The following is a 14142-nucleotide window of genomic DNA, read 5'->3' as shown; positions in this document are numbered from 1 at the left end:
GGGGAGCCGCGCAGCTCGCCACGTCCGTCCGGGCCGACGTACCTGGCTCCCGGCAGGTCCTAAGTCGCTGCGAACAACGACGGCAGAGCCCCATGCTCGCTGGTCTGAGCAAAAACGCGCCCGGCAAGATCCGCCGCAGCAACGAGCACTTTGGGCTGGCCCTTGGCGCCGAGGCTCGTCGCCGCATAGCCCGGATGCGCAGCCAGCGAGCGCACAGCCGAACCCGCCTGTTGCAGGCGACGCTCAAGATCGAGGGTGAACAGCAGATTCGTCAGCTTGGACTGCCCATAGGCTGCGGCGAAACCGTATCTGCGCCTCCGTAGCGCCAGATCGTCGAAATGGATCTGACCGGCTTTATGCGCACCGGATGCGACTGTGACCACTCGGTCGGTGATGTGCGGCAGAAGGAGGTTGGTCAGGGCGAAGTGACCGAGATGGTTGGTCCCGAACTGCAGGTCGTATCCGTCCTTGGTCACGTTGCCGGCGAGTCCGGCGACCCCGGCGGTGTTGATGAGGATGTCAAGCGGACTGCTCCACGAATGCGCGAATGCGCGGATTGAGCTCAGGTCGGCGAGATCGAGTTTCCGGACCACTGTGCTGCCTCTCATAGCAGAAGCAGCCTCCTGCCCTCGTTGCAGGCTACGGACCGCGAGGACGACATGCGCTCCTGCTCGGTCGAAAGCAGCTGCAGTCGCGGCCCCGACCCCGCCGTTGGCTCCGGTGACTATCACCGTGCGATTACCCATTGCGGGCATGTCAGCTGCGGTCCAGCGATATTTCGCCATCACCCGACCCTACTCGGTGAACCGGGTTTCACACGTCAATCTCAGGGCAGGCTGAGCTGGGTCATCCTTCCGCCGTCCACCGCATAGACCTGGCCGGTGATGAAGCTCGCCTCGTCCGCTGCGAGGAAGGCGCCGAGAGCGGCGACCTCCTCGGCCCTCCCCGATCTGCCGACAGGGTGGATGCGACCGATCTCGCGGTTGAACTCCTGCGGATCAGGCAATCTCTCGATGAACGCCCGATTGAGTTCGGGGTCGATCCAGCCGGGTGCCACCGCGTTGCAGCGGATCCCCTCGTCTCCGTGGTCGACGGCAACTGCACGGGTCAAACCGTGGAGACTGGCCTTGGATGCGGAATAGGCGGCGTGGCCCGGATTGGCCCCCAGGCCTTCGAGCGACCCGACATTGACGACTGCTCCATGCGTCTTTCGGAGATGCTACAGTGCCGCTCGGATCATCAGGAACGGGCCGGTGAGATTGACTGCCAGATTGCGATTCCAATCCTCGACCGACATGTCTTCGACCGTCGACTCCTGCGTCATGCCGGCATTGTTGACGAGGACGTCGAGGCGACCACCTCGTCGACGGCCGACTGTGCCCCGGCGGCATCGGCGATGTCGGCCGAAATCGAGGGGAACCTGTCATCGGCACTCCTCTGCACGGTGACGACTTCTGCGCCTTCTCTCTGGAGTCGGAGAGCGATTTCCTTGCCGATCCCAGACCGCCCACCGGTCACGATGGCGACCTTGTTCTCGAAGCGCTTCATCTCACTGCATCCCCGGAGTTGGAGCCTTCCTAGCAGGTGCTTCTGAGAAGATTTCGATCGTTGAGATGCGCCGCTCAGTGGTCGGCGCTGATGTAGAGCCCTTCCCACGGAAATGTCTCGACGGCGTCTCGCGCCGGCGGGATGAATGGCTGAGTGTGGGCGAGCATCTCCTTTGCGGCGGTGCGGTAGAAGGTGCTTGCGGAAGAGCCGAGTGACAACATGATTTCTCCTTCGAAACTGAGTGAAGAGTCGCGGACCTGCTTCGTCGCCAGCGCTGGGTGCCGGTGACGTTATTCTTTGGCTGAGTTGGGTACAGACTGCTCGTTCGTGCTGTTGTCCGCAGCGAACACCGGCATGATCGACGTGTCGATGAGTTCATTCGAGTCTTGGTCTTCAACGAGTTCCTGGGCCTCATCTGCGTTGTCGACGACGGGCACCGAGCCGATCAGAGGGCGCCTGGCGCTCTCCTTCATGAAGAATACTGCAACGAGGGCCAGCAGAGAGAAGAACATTGCGTAATAGGCCGGCGAATAGGGACTGCCCGTGACCTGGAGGATCGCCTGGCTGAAGAACGGTGCTGTGCCGCCGAACGCTGACAGGGCGACATTGTGTGTGAGCCCCATTCCTCCGTACCGGGAGGCCGTGGGGAACAGTGCCGGCAAGGCGCTGGCAGTCAATGCCAGGAAGCAGACAGCTGGAATGGCGATCATGCCCATGGCGATGTACACGGACCACTCTGTCCCGATCTGAACGATAGCGAAGGCCGGCACCATCAGTGTCATGGAGAAGACGATTCCGATGAAGTAGACGGGACGGCGCCCGATCTTGTCCGAGAGTAGGGCGACGAACGGGATGAGGATGGCGACGCCGACGAGCACGGGAACCGTGGCGATGGCCGCGCCGAGGTTCGAGACGCCGACCTCTGTTTCCAGGTAGGTGGGCATGTAGCTGGTGAGGATATACGAGATGGAGCTGTCAGCGGCAGTCAATGCGCAGCCGATGAGCACCTCAGGCCAGTAGTTTTTGAGGATCCCGAGGATTCCGTAACGGTGGAACAGTGAACCCTTGGGCAGTCCTTCGGGAAGCTTCTGTTCGAGTTCGAAAGCCGGTGTCTCCGGGGTGCGTGTGCGGAACCAGATGACGACTGCTCCGAGTGGAATGGCCAGAAGGAAGGGTATTCTCCACCCGCCTTCGAGCATCGCGTCCTCGCCCCAGATGTTCGTCGTCACGACGCTGGTGGCGGCGACGGTGGCCGCACCGGCGGCGAATCCGATCATGGATTGGCTGTTGAGGAACGATGTGTTGATTCCGCGGCGTTTGTCGGTAGAGAACTCAGAGACATAGGTCGCAACTCCGGAGAACTCTCCACCGGTGGAGAAGCCTTGAACAGCTTTAAGGAGGTAGAGGGGAATCAGGGCCCAGAGCCCAATCGACTCGGAGGTCGGCAACATGCCGATGAGAGCGGTGGCCAGCGCCATCATCGTGATCGTGAGGAACAGGATCTTCTGCCGTCCGAGTTTGTCGCCGAGAGGGCCGAGGATTATGCCGCCAAGGGGGCGGACGAGGAAGGAGACGGCGAATCCAGCCAGTGTGACGAGGAGCCCGAGGCCCTCGTCCAGCCCCTGGGTGAAGACTGTGGTGATGGTGACTGTGAGATACCCATAGATACCGAAGTCGTACCATTCCATGAAATTTCCGACGCCGGCACCGATCTGTGCCTTCTTCATATCTGCTTTGTCGACGACGACGCAGTCGTCGACACGCAGTCGACGGCCCATTCGCTTCGCCAGACTGCGGCTCTTCTCAAGCTTGGGCACGGACTGCACCTCCCGCTCGAGGAAGAAGACAGAGAGGCCGTCTGCTTCGGTGGTCGATGGGATCGGTGGTGTGAGGTGGCATGTGCGACATCTCCTTTGGCGTCTCACGGACAATCAAGTGTTCATTCAGTGAACTGAGTGTTTATTTGCTGAGGAAAGCGTAGGGTGCGCCACGTCACTCGTCAAGCGGCTTCTGCAGTTGGCTTTCCTGTTCATCGCCGACCGACTGCGCCTCCGCGACCATAGTGGAATCCGGCATCGGTGGTCGAGCCGTGGAGTCAGCGACTGTACCGCTCCCCGGTTCCTTCGACTATGCGTGGCGGCGTCAGCTTCTGAGTTCCTCGTTGACAGTGCGTGCGGTGCGCAGCGCGCTTTCTATCGCACCATCGAAGAAACCGGCCCAGATGTTGGCAATGTCGGAGCTGGCGAAGTGCAGGGAGTCCTCGGGGCGCTGAAGCTCGGCTTGGCCACGGGTGTACTGGCCGGGGCGCTGGATGAGCCACGTTGACTTGGCCAGGGGGTCTTCCATCCATTTGTGGGCTGCGACCTCGAGTACCTCGAGATCGTTGCGCCAGGTCTTCAATGCCTCGGCGACGGCATCGAGGTCTTCGACGTCCAGGCGAGTGCTGTCGGCTCCGAAGGCAACGAGGATGGCATCGTCCTCACGGACGAATTCCGTCCGCACGACCGAGAGCGGGTGTGACTGCGAGGAGTAGGCGAAGAATGGTCTGATCGGCCCTTTGACCCTGATCCAGAGTTTGAGTCCTTGGGATGCGGAGCCTTCTTGGCTGATCTCGTGTTTGACGGGCGAGATCGCAGGTTCGATATCGAGTTCGTGGAGAATGTTCAGCGGGATCGTCGAGATGACCTTCTTGGTGCGAAATTCGCCGCCGTCTGCTGCTGTCACTGTGGCACCGGCGGCATTGTGGCGGATGCCGGTCACCTGGGTGTTGAGCCTGATGTCTCCGTTCACGTCCCCTGCAATCGCCTTGACCAGCTGGTCGTTGCCTTCGGGCAGTCTGTAGACAGCGCTTGCGGAGTGCATGAGTTGCCAGAGTCCTCCGGTTGCGGCGGTCCAGCGAATTGCGGCTCCGAATCCGACCTGGTCGAGAGGGCCGTTGCAGTGCCCTACCCATGCGGCCTCGTTGGCCTGGCGTTCCGAATCGTCGAGTTCAAGGCGGTCAAGTGCGTCCTGCAGTGAGATGCGGTCCGCATCCTGCCAGGCATCTCCAGTCTCCACGGTGTCGGGGCGGGGCATGATCGCGGCGCTGTCTCCGACGAGGCGCTGCATGCCTGAGTCGATGAGTTCCATGAATCCCTCGAGTGTGCCCGTGCGGACTTCTCCGTTCGCCAGCCAGAACGTTTCCTCGGATTTGGGCCCGCGATCGGCCCGGAGGCCGTAGCGGGCCACTTCGGCCCAGACATGAGGCTGTACCCAGTGCAGCCAGTTGCCGCCGAGTTCGAGATTCACCCCGAGCTGCTGGTCGGTGTAGCAGCGGCCGCCGAGTCGGTCGCGGGCTTCGAGGACGAGGACGTCGTGACCTGCGCTGCTGAGTTCGCGTGCGGCGGTGACTCCAGCGAGACCGGCTCCGATGATGAGGACGTCTGTGTCGGTCATTATCTGTATCTCCTTTTTGTGGCGGACATCGAGTTTTCGGCATGGAACAGGAACGCGAGATCAGCGTCGAGGCGACGTGGTTCCAGTCGAAGGCGCGTGCCTTCTTTGTGTTGTCGCCTGTGACGAGAGCGGCGCTCAGTTCCATGAGAGATTCGCGTCTGGAGGCGGCTCGGCGTATAGACGCCAAAAAGAGCATCCAAGCGCTAATGCGTTCGTTCAGTGGTTTTGAAGACCATGTTTCGAACGTTTGATTGAGCCTAGAGTGCGAGCGAAGCCTCGTCAACCTCATTGATCGACGCCGAGGGTGCAGCGCCCGAAAGGATGCCCGTCCTTGCTCGTGTTCCCTGATAAATCAAGGGCTGTATGGTTTCGAGAAAGTTCTTCGGCGAAAGTTTCAAGGGCGTATTGACGGACTCTTCCCTGCGCTCGTAGTCTTATGCAGGAAGTGAACGACAAGTTCATACAACGAACACAGTGAGGTGATTGTCTTGACCAAACCCATGAAACTGTTTGCCTTCGATTTCGCGGGACCCGCGCATCTCTCGGCAGGCCTGTGGCGCCATCCCGAAGACCGCAGCAGCGAATACACGTCGATCGACTACTGGATCGAATTCGCGAAGCTCCTCGAAGAGGCTGACTTCGACGGAATCTTCTTCGCCGACAACGTCGGATATCACGACTCCTACAGGGGGTCGGTCGATGCAGCTCTGCGCGACGGTGCACAATTGCCGGCAAACGATCCTGCCTACCTCATCCCCGCGATGGCCGCGGCGACGAAGAACATCGGATTCGGTGTCACCTCCTCAACTGCCTATGACCACCCCTATGCCATCGCTCGCAAATTCGGGACGCTTGACCACCTGACAAAGGGGAGGATCGGGTGGAACGTCGTCACTTCCTACTCGGATGCAGCCGCTCGCAATCTCGGCACAGGTCAGCAGCGCGCCCACGACGACCGTTACGCACACGCCGAAGAGTTCCTTGACGTCGTGCTCAAGGTGCTCGAAGGTTCATGGGACGATAGCGCAGTCATCGCCGATGTCGAGACTTCGACGTTTGCCGACCCAGCCAAAGTCCACCCCATCGAGCATCGGGGTGAGTTCTTCTCTGTCCCGGGAATCTCGTTGACGGCTCCTTCGCCGCAGCGTACGCCGGTGATTTTCCAAGCCGGAGGCTCTCCGCGCGGTGTGCAGTTCGCGGCGAAGAGCGCCGAAGCAGTCTTCCTCAACGCCACGAGCAAGTCATCACTCAAGGAGCAGGTCGACAACCTGCGTGCCGCAGCCGCCGAGGCGGGACGCGATCCCGAGTCGATCGCGATGCTGCAGATGGTCACCGTGATCAGTGCGGAAACAGACACTGCTGCGCAGAGCAAGTACGAGGACTACCTCTCCTATGTCTCCTATGAGGGTGCAATGGCGCGCTACAGCGGCTGGACCGGACTGGACATGTCACAGTTCGACCCGGATGTCCCGTTCGAAAATGTGGAGACCAATGCCGGCCAGACCATGGTGAACATCTTCAGCAAACTGAACCCAGAGAAGAGGTGGACGCCACGCGACATCGCTGAGTACATCGGAATCGGCGGCACATCGCCGGTGATCGTCGGCGGACCGGAGACCGTGGCGAAAGAGCTCGCGTCCTGGATCGACGACACGGGCATCGACGGATTCAATGTCGCTCATGCGCTGAAGTTCAAGGACATTGCGGACTTCGCCGGGGTGGTCGTTCCTGAGCTCAAGAAGCAGGGGCTGATGAAGACGGCTCACCGTGGCGGGACTCTCCGCGAAAGTCTCTTCGACACCAGCAGTCCGCGACTGCGTGACGATCATCCCGGGTCCGCCTATCGAGTCCAAAAAGCGCGCACGCAGTCTCTCGTTCACGACGACGGCATCCAATCCGTCGACGTCGCTTGAGCAGTCGTCAGCTGACAACAACCTCGGTGCGGGTGCACGGAAGCATCCAGCCACCAGCAGCAATCCAGAAGGAGGGCCACCACATGGTTGCCATCACAACAGCGGCAGACGGGTCGATCGAAGTTGCCGATTTCAGACAGATCTTCGGCCTCCTGCCGACAGGAGTCGTCGCGATCACCGGCAAGTCGGAATCGGGCAAACCGCTGGGATTCGTCGTCGGCACCTTTCAGTCACTCTCCCTCGACCCGCCCTTGGTGATGTTCGCCGTTGACAAAGGCTCGAGCACCTGGCCGTGGATCCGCAATCTCGAACAGTTCACAGCGAACATTCTGTCCACCGAACAGCTGTCCGTGTGCAAAGCGCTTGCCCGCAAGGGAGACGACAAGTTCAAGGACCTGCCCTTCGACTGGTCATCCATCGGCACCCCGAGGCTGCCGAATTCGACGGCCTGGATCGACTGCGACGTGGCATCGGAGATCGTAGCCGGCGATCACTACGTCATCGTCGGCGAGATCAAGGAGATGGAACAGGCAAGCGACGACGAGGCGCTGCTGTTCCGCGGCGGAAAGTTCGGAGAATTCGACATCTGGGATCGGCCCGCGCCCGAGCCCAAGCCCATCGCAGAAGAAGTGGAGACACACGAATGAGTACCATGTTGGCCAAGATCGCCGTTGCCTGGACACGCGCCTGGGGCTTCGGTGAAACCGCTGCTTTCGAGGCGATCGCAGCAGACAACTATGTCCGCCATTCGAAAACCGGAGACGAGGACCTGGAAGCCGTAGTCACCCAGATTCGAGAGTCACATGAGGCCTTCAGCGATTTCGACGTCGAGATCATCAACGCCGTCGATGATGGACAGATCATCGCCATTCACTGGCGGTCCAAAGGCCGCCATACGGGGACCTTCATGGAGGTCCCACCGACCTACCGTGACGTGGCAGTCGACGGCGCAGCGTTCCTCAGCTATGCCGAGGGCAAGATCACCGACGAGACCTCGATCTGGGACCCGCGGGAGTTTCTGTCGTCCATGCGGATCTGGCACCTGGGCAAGCGTCGTCCGTCATCTGCCGATGAGAAGGAAGCTCGACATGCGAATTGATGTGAGCGCCGCTGCTGCGGCGCTGGTCAAGGCGCACGACGACCGGCAGCCCGTGGACACGGTGTTCGGTGGCGAAGCAGCCACAGCCGAAGAGGGGTTTCGGATCCAGCAACAGATTGTGAGGATCAAGAAGACTCGGGGTGACAAGGTCGTCGGATTCAAACTCGGCAACATCGCCAAGGCGATGCAGGACAAGTTCGGCGTCGACGAGCCCGACTACGGCTATCTTCTCGCCAGCCACTTCCTCCCGGAGAACCTTCCGGTGCCGGCGTCGGACTTCATCGAACCCTTCATCGAACTCGAGGTGGGGTTCGTCCTCAAGCACGAGCTCTCAGGTTCGCACATCACTGCGGCCGATGTGATCTCGGCGACCGACTATGTCCTGCCGGCCCTGGAGATCATCGACTCCCGGGTGAAGAACTGGAACATCGGGTTGGGCGACACTCTTGCGGACAGCGGATCGGCCGGTGCCGTCATCCTCGGAGCGCAGCCGCGAAGCCTCAGCGATGTCAACGTCAGCGATATGCACGGTGAGATTCAGTTCGACGGGCAGACGGTGGCCGAAGGCAACAGCAGCGCTGTCTACGGCAGTCCGGTCTCAGCGATCGCCTGGCTGTGCCGTCGGATCGCGGAGTACGGCGTCGGACTGCGAGCCGGAGACTTAGTGATACCGGGCAGCTGCCTGGCCGCCGAAAAGATGCGACCCGGCACGCAGATCCAAGGAGAATTCCGCGGATGGAGCAGCGTGCAGTTCGACTTCACGACGGACTAGAGAGCGGCCCCACCGCGGGTGCTTACGACGACACAGACACCACACACACCCTCCTGCCGCTCGGAGCAACCGGCCAGGAGGGGGACGGGCGGGTGGCATATGGCGCTGGCCCGCCCATCGATTGACACAGGAAGGACACGCTATGACCATTGCACCTCCCGAGACGACTACAGAGGAGACCCTCGACAAGACGCTCGCCGCAGCGGAGAAGGCTGCCGCGGCCTACCGTCGCTGGGATCGCGCTGATCGTGCTCGCCTGCTGCGGACGATCGCCGACGCGCTCGACGCTGCAGCCCAGCAGCTCGTGCCGATCGCCCAAGAGGAGACTCACCTGGACGAAGGGCGGCTGCGCGGCGAACTCACACGCACCACCTTCCAACTCAGGCTCTTCGCCGAGACCATCGACAACGGTGCCCATCTCGATGCGCGCATCGATGAAGCCGATCCCGACTGGCCGATGGGGGCTCCCCGCCCCGACCTGCGCCGGGCCATGCGACCACTCGGCCCTGTGCTCGTCTTCAGTGCCAGCAACTTCCCCTTCGCGTTCTCGACAGCAGGCGGGGACACCGCCTCGGCGCTGGCGGCCGGTTGCCCGGTCGTGGTCAAGGCCCATCGCGGTCATCCGCGTCTGACCGAAGCGACGGCCGAAGTGGTGAAGGGGGCGTGCGTCCAAGCGGGAGCGCCCGATGGGACGTTCGCAGTGATCGTCGGCACCGAGTCAGGACGCATCGCAGTCCAGGATCCGCGTGTGAAGGCCGCAGGATTCACCGGATCGATCAGCGGCGGTCGCGCCCTCTTCGACCTCGCCACCTCCCGGCTCGATCCGATCCCGTTCTACGGTGAGCTGGGCAGCAACAATCCGGTCGTCGTTACTGCTGCCGCCGACGCCGAGCGCGGTGCTGAGATCGCTGACGAGTTCGTCGGGTCGTTCACCATGGGAGCCGGCCAGTTCTGCACGAAGCCGGGAACCTTATTGGTTCCCGTCGGCTCTCGTGTTCTCGATCGCCTGCGCGAGACCACACTTCCGCAGGGAGCTCCAATGCTCAACGAGGGCATCCGCGACGGCTATGTCACCGAGATCACGAAGCTCCGGTCGAATGGGGCCGAGGTCGTGATTTCCGGAGCCGAGCCGTTCTCCGAAACAGCTCCCGATCCGATCATCCACCGGATCGACGCTGTCGAGGTGCTCGAACGTCCGGACGATCTGCTGGGGGAGTGCTTTGGGCCCTCGACCCTGGTCATCGAGTACACCGACGAATCCCAGCTGCTCGAGCTGGTACAGGCGTACACCGGACAGCTGACTGCGAGTCTGCAGGCCGTCGGCGACGAAGAGGTGCTCCCTGAGCTCCTCGACACCCTCGCCGAGGTGGCAGGTCGACTGCTGTTCAATCAGTGGCCGACAGGAGTCTCGGTCACCCATGCCCAGCAGCACGGGGGACCGTACCCGGCGTCAACAGCCGCAGGGACCACCTCTGTGGGAACAGCTGCGATCGAGCGTTTCCTCCGTCCCGTCGCCTATCAGGGGATGCCGGAGCACCTGCTGCCGACCGAACTCGTGGTCGGCAGCGGCGCCACACAGATGATCAACGGACGACGGTGAAACCACCTCGGCGGCAATAGGGACATCGGTTGTCGACGAACGTGAAGGAGTGAGCAATGTACACAATCGAAGGTGAGATCGTCCATGGGGATGAGATCGGCCGGACGCTGGGATTTCCGACCGCGAACATCCATATGTATGACGACACCGTGCCCGACGGTGTGTGGGCTGCTCGTGTGGCCTTCCGAGATGGGCGGACACATCCCGCCGTCGTCTCGGTGGGGCGCAGGCCCACGTTCTTCGAGTCGGATGCTGTTCGCCTGCTCGAAGCCCATATCATCGAGTTCGAGGGATCGATCTACGGAGAGTGGATCGTCGTCGAGCTGCTCGACTACATTCGCCCACAGGAGAGGTTCGAGTCCATCCGGGAGCTCATGTCCGCCATGCGCACCGATCTCAAGAAGGCAGCAGCCATCACATCCCAGACAGTGGCGGGTGGGCGGCAGAGTGGAGGCAGTGCAGCAGCCCGGGAGACGAAGGCTCCGAAGTGGGCGTTGCGGAGAGTACGAACGGCGTCCGCCGGCAATGCTGCGGCACACGAGGCGAACGCTGATACGGGCCCTGCGACGTCCCGGACCCAGGTGACGAACCTGTCTCGCCAGCTGGGGATGAGCCGGGGGCTGGTTCGCCGGTGCCTTCGTGAACTCGAGGACGCTGAGGTGCTGACGTCCTAGTTCCGCTCGAACATCGCACCGACGGCGACGTCAGGATCGGGTCCGTTTCAGAGAGCGGGCCCGATCCTCTGTCGTACCTTCAGCCAGCCTGATGGCGGTAGAGGACTTGGGTGAGTTCCTCGGCTGTGGTACGCAACGGCTCGATGAAGCTCTGGATATGAGCCGACTTCATCCTCTGATCGAGTCCTGAAGCAGACAGCACGCCGATGACGTTGCCCAGTTTGTCATTGACTGGTACGGCGACGGCGTAGAGTCCTTCTTCGAGTTCTCCGTCGAGGATCGAATAGCGGCGCGATCGGATCTCTGAGAGCTCGAAGCGAAGTTGGTCTGCCTCGGTGATCGTGTAGCGGGTGAACCCCTCGAGCGGAGTCGTGAGGAGGGTGTCGAGCTGATCGGCATCGAGATCGGCAAGCAGGATCTTGCCGGTCGCGCTTGCGTGAAGCGGCAGGTCCTCGCCGATGTAGCCCTTGTTGGGGGAAAGCAGATGCGTGCTCTGGGCTTCCGCCACCAAGTCGAACATCGTGGGCCCAGTGACGACGGCGTAGCCGACGGTCTCATTGATCTCTGTGGCGAGTTGATCGACATTGACCTGAACTTGGGCGGCGATCCCGCGGTGTGGGTCTGCTCGCCTGCCGAGGCGGGCGACCTCCCAGCCGAGGGAGAAGACGCCATCGTTCTTCGCCAGGAAACCCGAATGTTCGAGGCTGAGGAGAAGCCGAAATACCGTGGGACGGGCCAGCCCTACATCGTTGGCCAGCTCTGTTGCGGTGACGCCGTCAGGATAGTTGCTGATCCGTGAAAGCAGCGTCATCGCTCTGATGACCGAGCGATTCATCATGTCGGGCGCGCTGTCCATGCTGTCGCCCGATACGTCGTCGCTCTGATGTTTGTTGTCGCTTCGCTCGGTGATGTGATCCGTCCTCTCGGCGTTCGCTGTCCTGTGTGTTCTCTGATGGTCAGTCTAGCTTCTCATTCGCCCATCGTGAGCAGTTGAGTTCGCTCCTTGAACGTGTGATTCGTCAAGTGTTGCGCCGCGACGAGAGTGGGTATCAGTCTGCTCACTGTGCCATCGCGGCGACGTGCTCCAGGTGCTCAGTCTTGGCGGGGCGAGCCGGTCGGCGGCTTCCCCCGTCGGCGCTCGGTTCTCGTGCAGCGCTCACGTTCTCAAGGTCAACATGTTCTCAAGGCGAAACGACCGTGTCAGATACGCAAGGGATGTCACAGCAGTGGGATGTTGTGCGGACCGGCCGGGCGGAGTAGAACTGGATCAATGACGAGAACTTCAGAGACAACGGCCATGTCGGCACAGCAGCGCAGGATCCTCGCCGTGATGCTGGTGCCGATGTTCATGTCTCTGCTGAGCGTCTCCATCGTCAATGTCATCCTGCCCGATATGCAGAAGTCGATCGGGGCCTCGAACTCCGCGATCCAGTGGGTGCTCTCCGGCTACACGCTGGCCTTCGGCGTACTGCTCGTCGCAGCCGGTCGCGCCGGTGACCTCTTCGGACGCGGCAGGCTCTTCGTCGCAGGTGTGAGCGTCTTCGCCCTCGGCTCGCTCATCGCCGGCTTCGCTCCCGACCCGGTGATGCTCAATGTGGCACGCATCATCATGGGCATCGGCTCGGGACTGCTGAGCCCCCAGGGCGTGGGGATGCTGCAGCAGTACTTCCACGGCAAGATCCGTGGTCGTGCCTTCGGCATGTTCGGCACCATCGTCGGTGTCTCCGTCGGCATCGGACCTGTGCTCGGCGGAGGCCTCATCGCTGTGCTCGGGGAGGAATGGGGATGGCGTTCGGCATTCCTCATCAATGTGCCGATCGCCATTGCCGCTATCGTCCTCGGTCGGTTCTGGCTGCCGCGGAGCGCGTGGAGGGGCAGTGCTGCCGACACCGACCGCTCCGATGGCGGGCGCGCCGATTTCGATCCGGTCGGTCTCGTGCTCCTGTCACTGGGCACCCTGTTCGTCATGCTTCCCTTCCTCGAACGCTCCGCCGGCGCCTGGATCTACGCTCTGGTCCCCGTGGGCGCCGTCGTCATCTGGCTGTGGGTGCGCTGGGAGAGCCGATACGCCCGCCGAGGCGGTGCCCCGATGGTCGACATGAATCTGTTCCGCACCCGCACATTCGCCTATGGCGCTTCCCTGACGTCCATGTATTTCGTGGGCATGCCCGGAGTCTGGGTCATCGTCGCCCTCTATCTCCAGAACGGCCTCGGCTTCCCGGCTCTCGAAGCGGGGCTGATGGGTCTTCCCTCGGCGCTGTTGGCAGCCGTCAGTGCCCAAGCCTCCGGTCGCGTGGTCCTCACCTTCGGGCGCAAGATGGTCGTGCTTGGAGTCGGCATCGCCATCGTCGGTGTTGTCGCGTCTGCACTGATCGTCCTCGCTCACGAAGACCTGGGCATCAGCATCTGGTGGATGCTGGCGAGCCTGGGTCTGACCGGAATCGGCCAGGGCATGGCGATCAGTCCAAACCAGACCCTGACCCTGGCCGATGTGCCCGTCGAATACGCGGGAAGCTCCGGTGGGGTGATGCAGACCGGGCAGCGCGTGGGCACGGCGATCGGCATCGCGATCGTCACCGCCGTATTCTTCGTCGTCCAGGGACTGGCCGGATATGGAGCCGCGATCGTCGCCGGATTCGGATTCATCGCCGCGGTCATGGTCTTCGCCGGAATCATCGGAATCGTCGACCTGGTCCGCGGGCGGGCGAAGGACCGGCAGACTGCCGCAGTGGCAGGAGGCTGAGGTCCGGGACGCATGGATCCGGCTTCGGATCCTCCCGGTTAAAGGTATTGGGAACATGCCTCCAAATGGGGCGGTAACCTCGGCGAAGGTGACATTTTCGGGTGGACAGCGAAGGCTCATCGGCTATGCTGGCCGAGTTGCACAGTGCGTTTCATGAGGTCGGAACTCGGCCGGCTGCGAACCGCTCGTGCCCTGCGCGACCACGCACCGTCCTTCACAAAGGACGTGGACCACACTGCGCAGAAGTCACCGCACCATCCTTCTTGGTGACAGCTCTTCGATTCGACCGCTGCCAGAGACGCCCCGTGGTACTGCGCCGCGGTCTGACGAACACCGAAGGCGGCATCGCCGCGATGCC

At 62.1% G+C, this 14142-nt stretch carries 14 protein-coding genes and 1 pseudogene; 8 read left to right on the top strand and 7 right to left on the bottom strand.

Annotated elements, in window-relative coordinates:
• Positions 1-59: 59 nt before the first annotated feature.
• The 6 genes and pseudogenes from HX613_RS01260 to HX613_RS01240 form a co-directional block, all read right to left on the bottom strand.
• Positions 60-785, bottom strand: a complete 726-nt coding sequence (locus HX613_RS01260) for an SDR family NAD(P)-dependent oxidoreductase (protein WP_235343660.1) — start codon at positions 783-785, stop codon at positions 60-62.
• Between the two features lie 41 nt (positions 786-826).
• Positions 827-1324, bottom strand: a pseudogene (locus HX613_RS01255) (SDR family NAD(P)-dependent oxidoreductase).
• A complete protein-coding gene (locus HX613_RS21950) occupies positions 1321-1548 on the bottom strand; it encodes an SDR family NAD(P)-dependent oxidoreductase (RefSeq protein ID WP_268826471.1) in 228 nt (75 codons plus the stop codon). The pseudogene HX613_RS01255 and the gene HX613_RS21950 overlap by 4 nt, the downstream one beginning before the upstream one ends.
• 74 nt (positions 1549-1622) lie before the next feature.
• Positions 1623-1769, bottom strand: coding sequence for a hypothetical protein (locus HX613_RS01250; RefSeq protein WP_235343659.1), 147 nt, complete (start codon positions 1767-1769; stop codon positions 1623-1625).
• 69 nt (positions 1770-1838) lie between these two features.
• Positions 1839-3365 (bottom strand): MFS transporter, encoded by a 1527-nt coding sequence (locus HX613_RS01245; RefSeq protein WP_235343658.1) that lies wholly within the window; start codon positions 3363-3365, stop codon positions 1839-1841.
• Between the two features lie 325 nt (positions 3366-3690).
• A complete protein-coding gene (locus tag HX613_RS01240) occupies positions 3691-4983 on the bottom strand; it encodes a flavin monoamine oxidase family protein (RefSeq protein ID WP_235343657.1) in 1293 nt (430 codons plus the stop codon).
• A 41-nt stretch (positions 4984-5024) separates the two neighbouring features.
• Between HX613_RS01240 and HX613_RS01235 the strand changes: the two genes are divergently transcribed.
• From HX613_RS01235 to HX613_RS01205, 7 genes are all read left to right on the top strand, one after another.
• Positions 5025-5234 (top strand): hypothetical protein, encoded by a 210-nt coding sequence (locus HX613_RS01235; protein WP_235343656.1) that lies wholly within the window; start codon positions 5025-5027, stop codon positions 5232-5234.
• Positions 5235-5462: 228 nt separating this feature from the next.
• Entirely contained in the window at positions 5463-6896 is a 1434-nt protein-coding gene (locus HX613_RS01230; RefSeq protein ID WP_442862576.1) for an LLM class flavin-dependent oxidoreductase, read from the top strand.
• Between the two features lie 83 nt (positions 6897-6979).
• The gene (locus HX613_RS01225) at positions 6980-7543 is read left to right on the top strand and encodes a flavin reductase family protein (protein WP_235343654.1); all 564 of its coding nucleotides are present in this window, start codon (positions 6980-6982) and stop codon (positions 7541-7543) included.
• A complete protein-coding gene (locus tag HX613_RS01220) occupies positions 7540-7995 on the top strand; it encodes an ester cyclase (protein WP_235343653.1) in 456 nt (151 codons plus the stop codon). The genes HX613_RS01225 and HX613_RS01220 overlap by 4 nt, the downstream gene beginning before the upstream one ends.
• Positions 7985-8767, top strand: coding sequence for a 2-keto-4-pentenoate hydratase (locus HX613_RS01215; protein ID WP_235343652.1), 783 nt, complete (start codon positions 7985-7987; stop codon positions 8765-8767). The genes HX613_RS01220 and HX613_RS01215 overlap by 11 nt, the downstream gene beginning before the upstream one ends.
• Positions 8768-8909: 142 nt before the next feature.
• On the top strand, positions 8910-10367 hold the full coding sequence (locus tag HX613_RS01210) for an aldehyde dehydrogenase (NADP(+)) (protein ID WP_235343651.1): 1458 nt from the start codon (positions 8910-8912) through the stop codon (positions 10365-10367).
• A 56-nt stretch (positions 10368-10423) separates the two neighbouring features.
• A complete protein-coding gene (locus tag HX613_RS01205) occupies positions 10424-11041 on the top strand; it encodes a riboflavin kinase (RefSeq protein ID WP_235343650.1) in 618 nt (205 codons plus the stop codon).
• Positions 11042-11120: 79 nt separating this feature from the next.
• On the opposite strand, the gene HX613_RS01200 is transcribed toward HX613_RS01205, so the two are convergent.
• On the bottom strand, positions 11121-11879 hold the full coding sequence (locus tag HX613_RS01200) for an IclR family transcriptional regulator (protein ID WP_235343649.1): 759 nt from the start codon (positions 11877-11879) through the stop codon (positions 11121-11123).
• Positions 11880-12311: 432 nt separating this feature from the next.
• On the opposite strand from HX613_RS01200, the gene HX613_RS01195 reads away from it, so the two are divergent.
• Entirely contained in the window at positions 12312-13784 is a 1473-nt protein-coding gene (locus HX613_RS01195; protein ID WP_235343648.1) for an MFS transporter, read from the top strand.
• Positions 13785-14142: the final 358 nt, after the last annotated feature.

The organism is Brevibacterium sp. UCMA 11754, from assembly GCF_021532275.1.
Taxonomy (GTDB): Bacteria; Actinomycetota; Actinomycetes; order Actinomycetales; family Brevibacteriaceae; genus Brevibacterium.
Note: the sequence above shows the minus strand (reverse complement) of the source record. Positions and strands in the feature narration are given on the sequence as shown.

Coding starts and splice junctions, on each gene's coding strand:
- HX613_RS01260 (WP_235343660.1), bottom strand. CDS start 785: ATGGCGAAATATCGCTGGACCGCAGCTGACATGCCCGCAATGGGTAAT.
- HX613_RS21950 (WP_268826471.1), bottom strand. CDS start 1,548: ATGAAGCGCTTCGAGAACAAGGTCGCCATCGTGACCGGTGGGCGGTCT.
- HX613_RS01250 (WP_235343659.1), bottom strand. CDS start 1,769: ATGTTGTCACTCGGCTCTTCCGCAAGCACCTTCTACCGCACCGCCGCA.
- HX613_RS01240 (WP_235343657.1), bottom strand. CDS start 4,983: ATGACCGACACAGACGTCCTCATCATCGGAGCCGGTCTCGCTGGAGTC.
- HX613_RS01235 (WP_235343656.1), top strand. CDS start 5,025: ATGGAACAGGAACGCGAGATCAGCGTCGAGGCGACGTGGTTCCAGTCG.
- HX613_RS01225 (WP_235343654.1), top strand. CDS start 6,980: ATGGTTGCCATCACAACAGCGGCAGACGGGTCGATCGAAGTTGCCGAT.
- HX613_RS01220 (WP_235343653.1), top strand. CDS start 7,540: ATGAGTACCATGTTGGCCAAGATCGCCGTTGCCTGGACACGCGCCTGG.
- HX613_RS01215 (WP_235343652.1), top strand. CDS start 7,985: ATGCGAATTGATGTGAGCGCCGCTGCTGCGGCGCTGGTCAAGGCGCAC.
- HX613_RS01210 (WP_235343651.1), top strand. CDS start 8,910: ATGACCATTGCACCTCCCGAGACGACTACAGAGGAGACCCTCGACAAG.
- HX613_RS01205 (WP_235343650.1), top strand. CDS start 10,424: ATGTACACAATCGAAGGTGAGATCGTCCATGGGGATGAGATCGGCCGG.
- HX613_RS01200 (WP_235343649.1), bottom strand. CDS start 11,879: ATGATGAATCGCTCGGTCATCAGAGCGATGACGCTGCTTTCACGGATC.
- HX613_RS01195 (WP_235343648.1), top strand. CDS start 12,312: ATGACGAGAACTTCAGAGACAACGGCCATGTCGGCACAGCAGCGCAGG.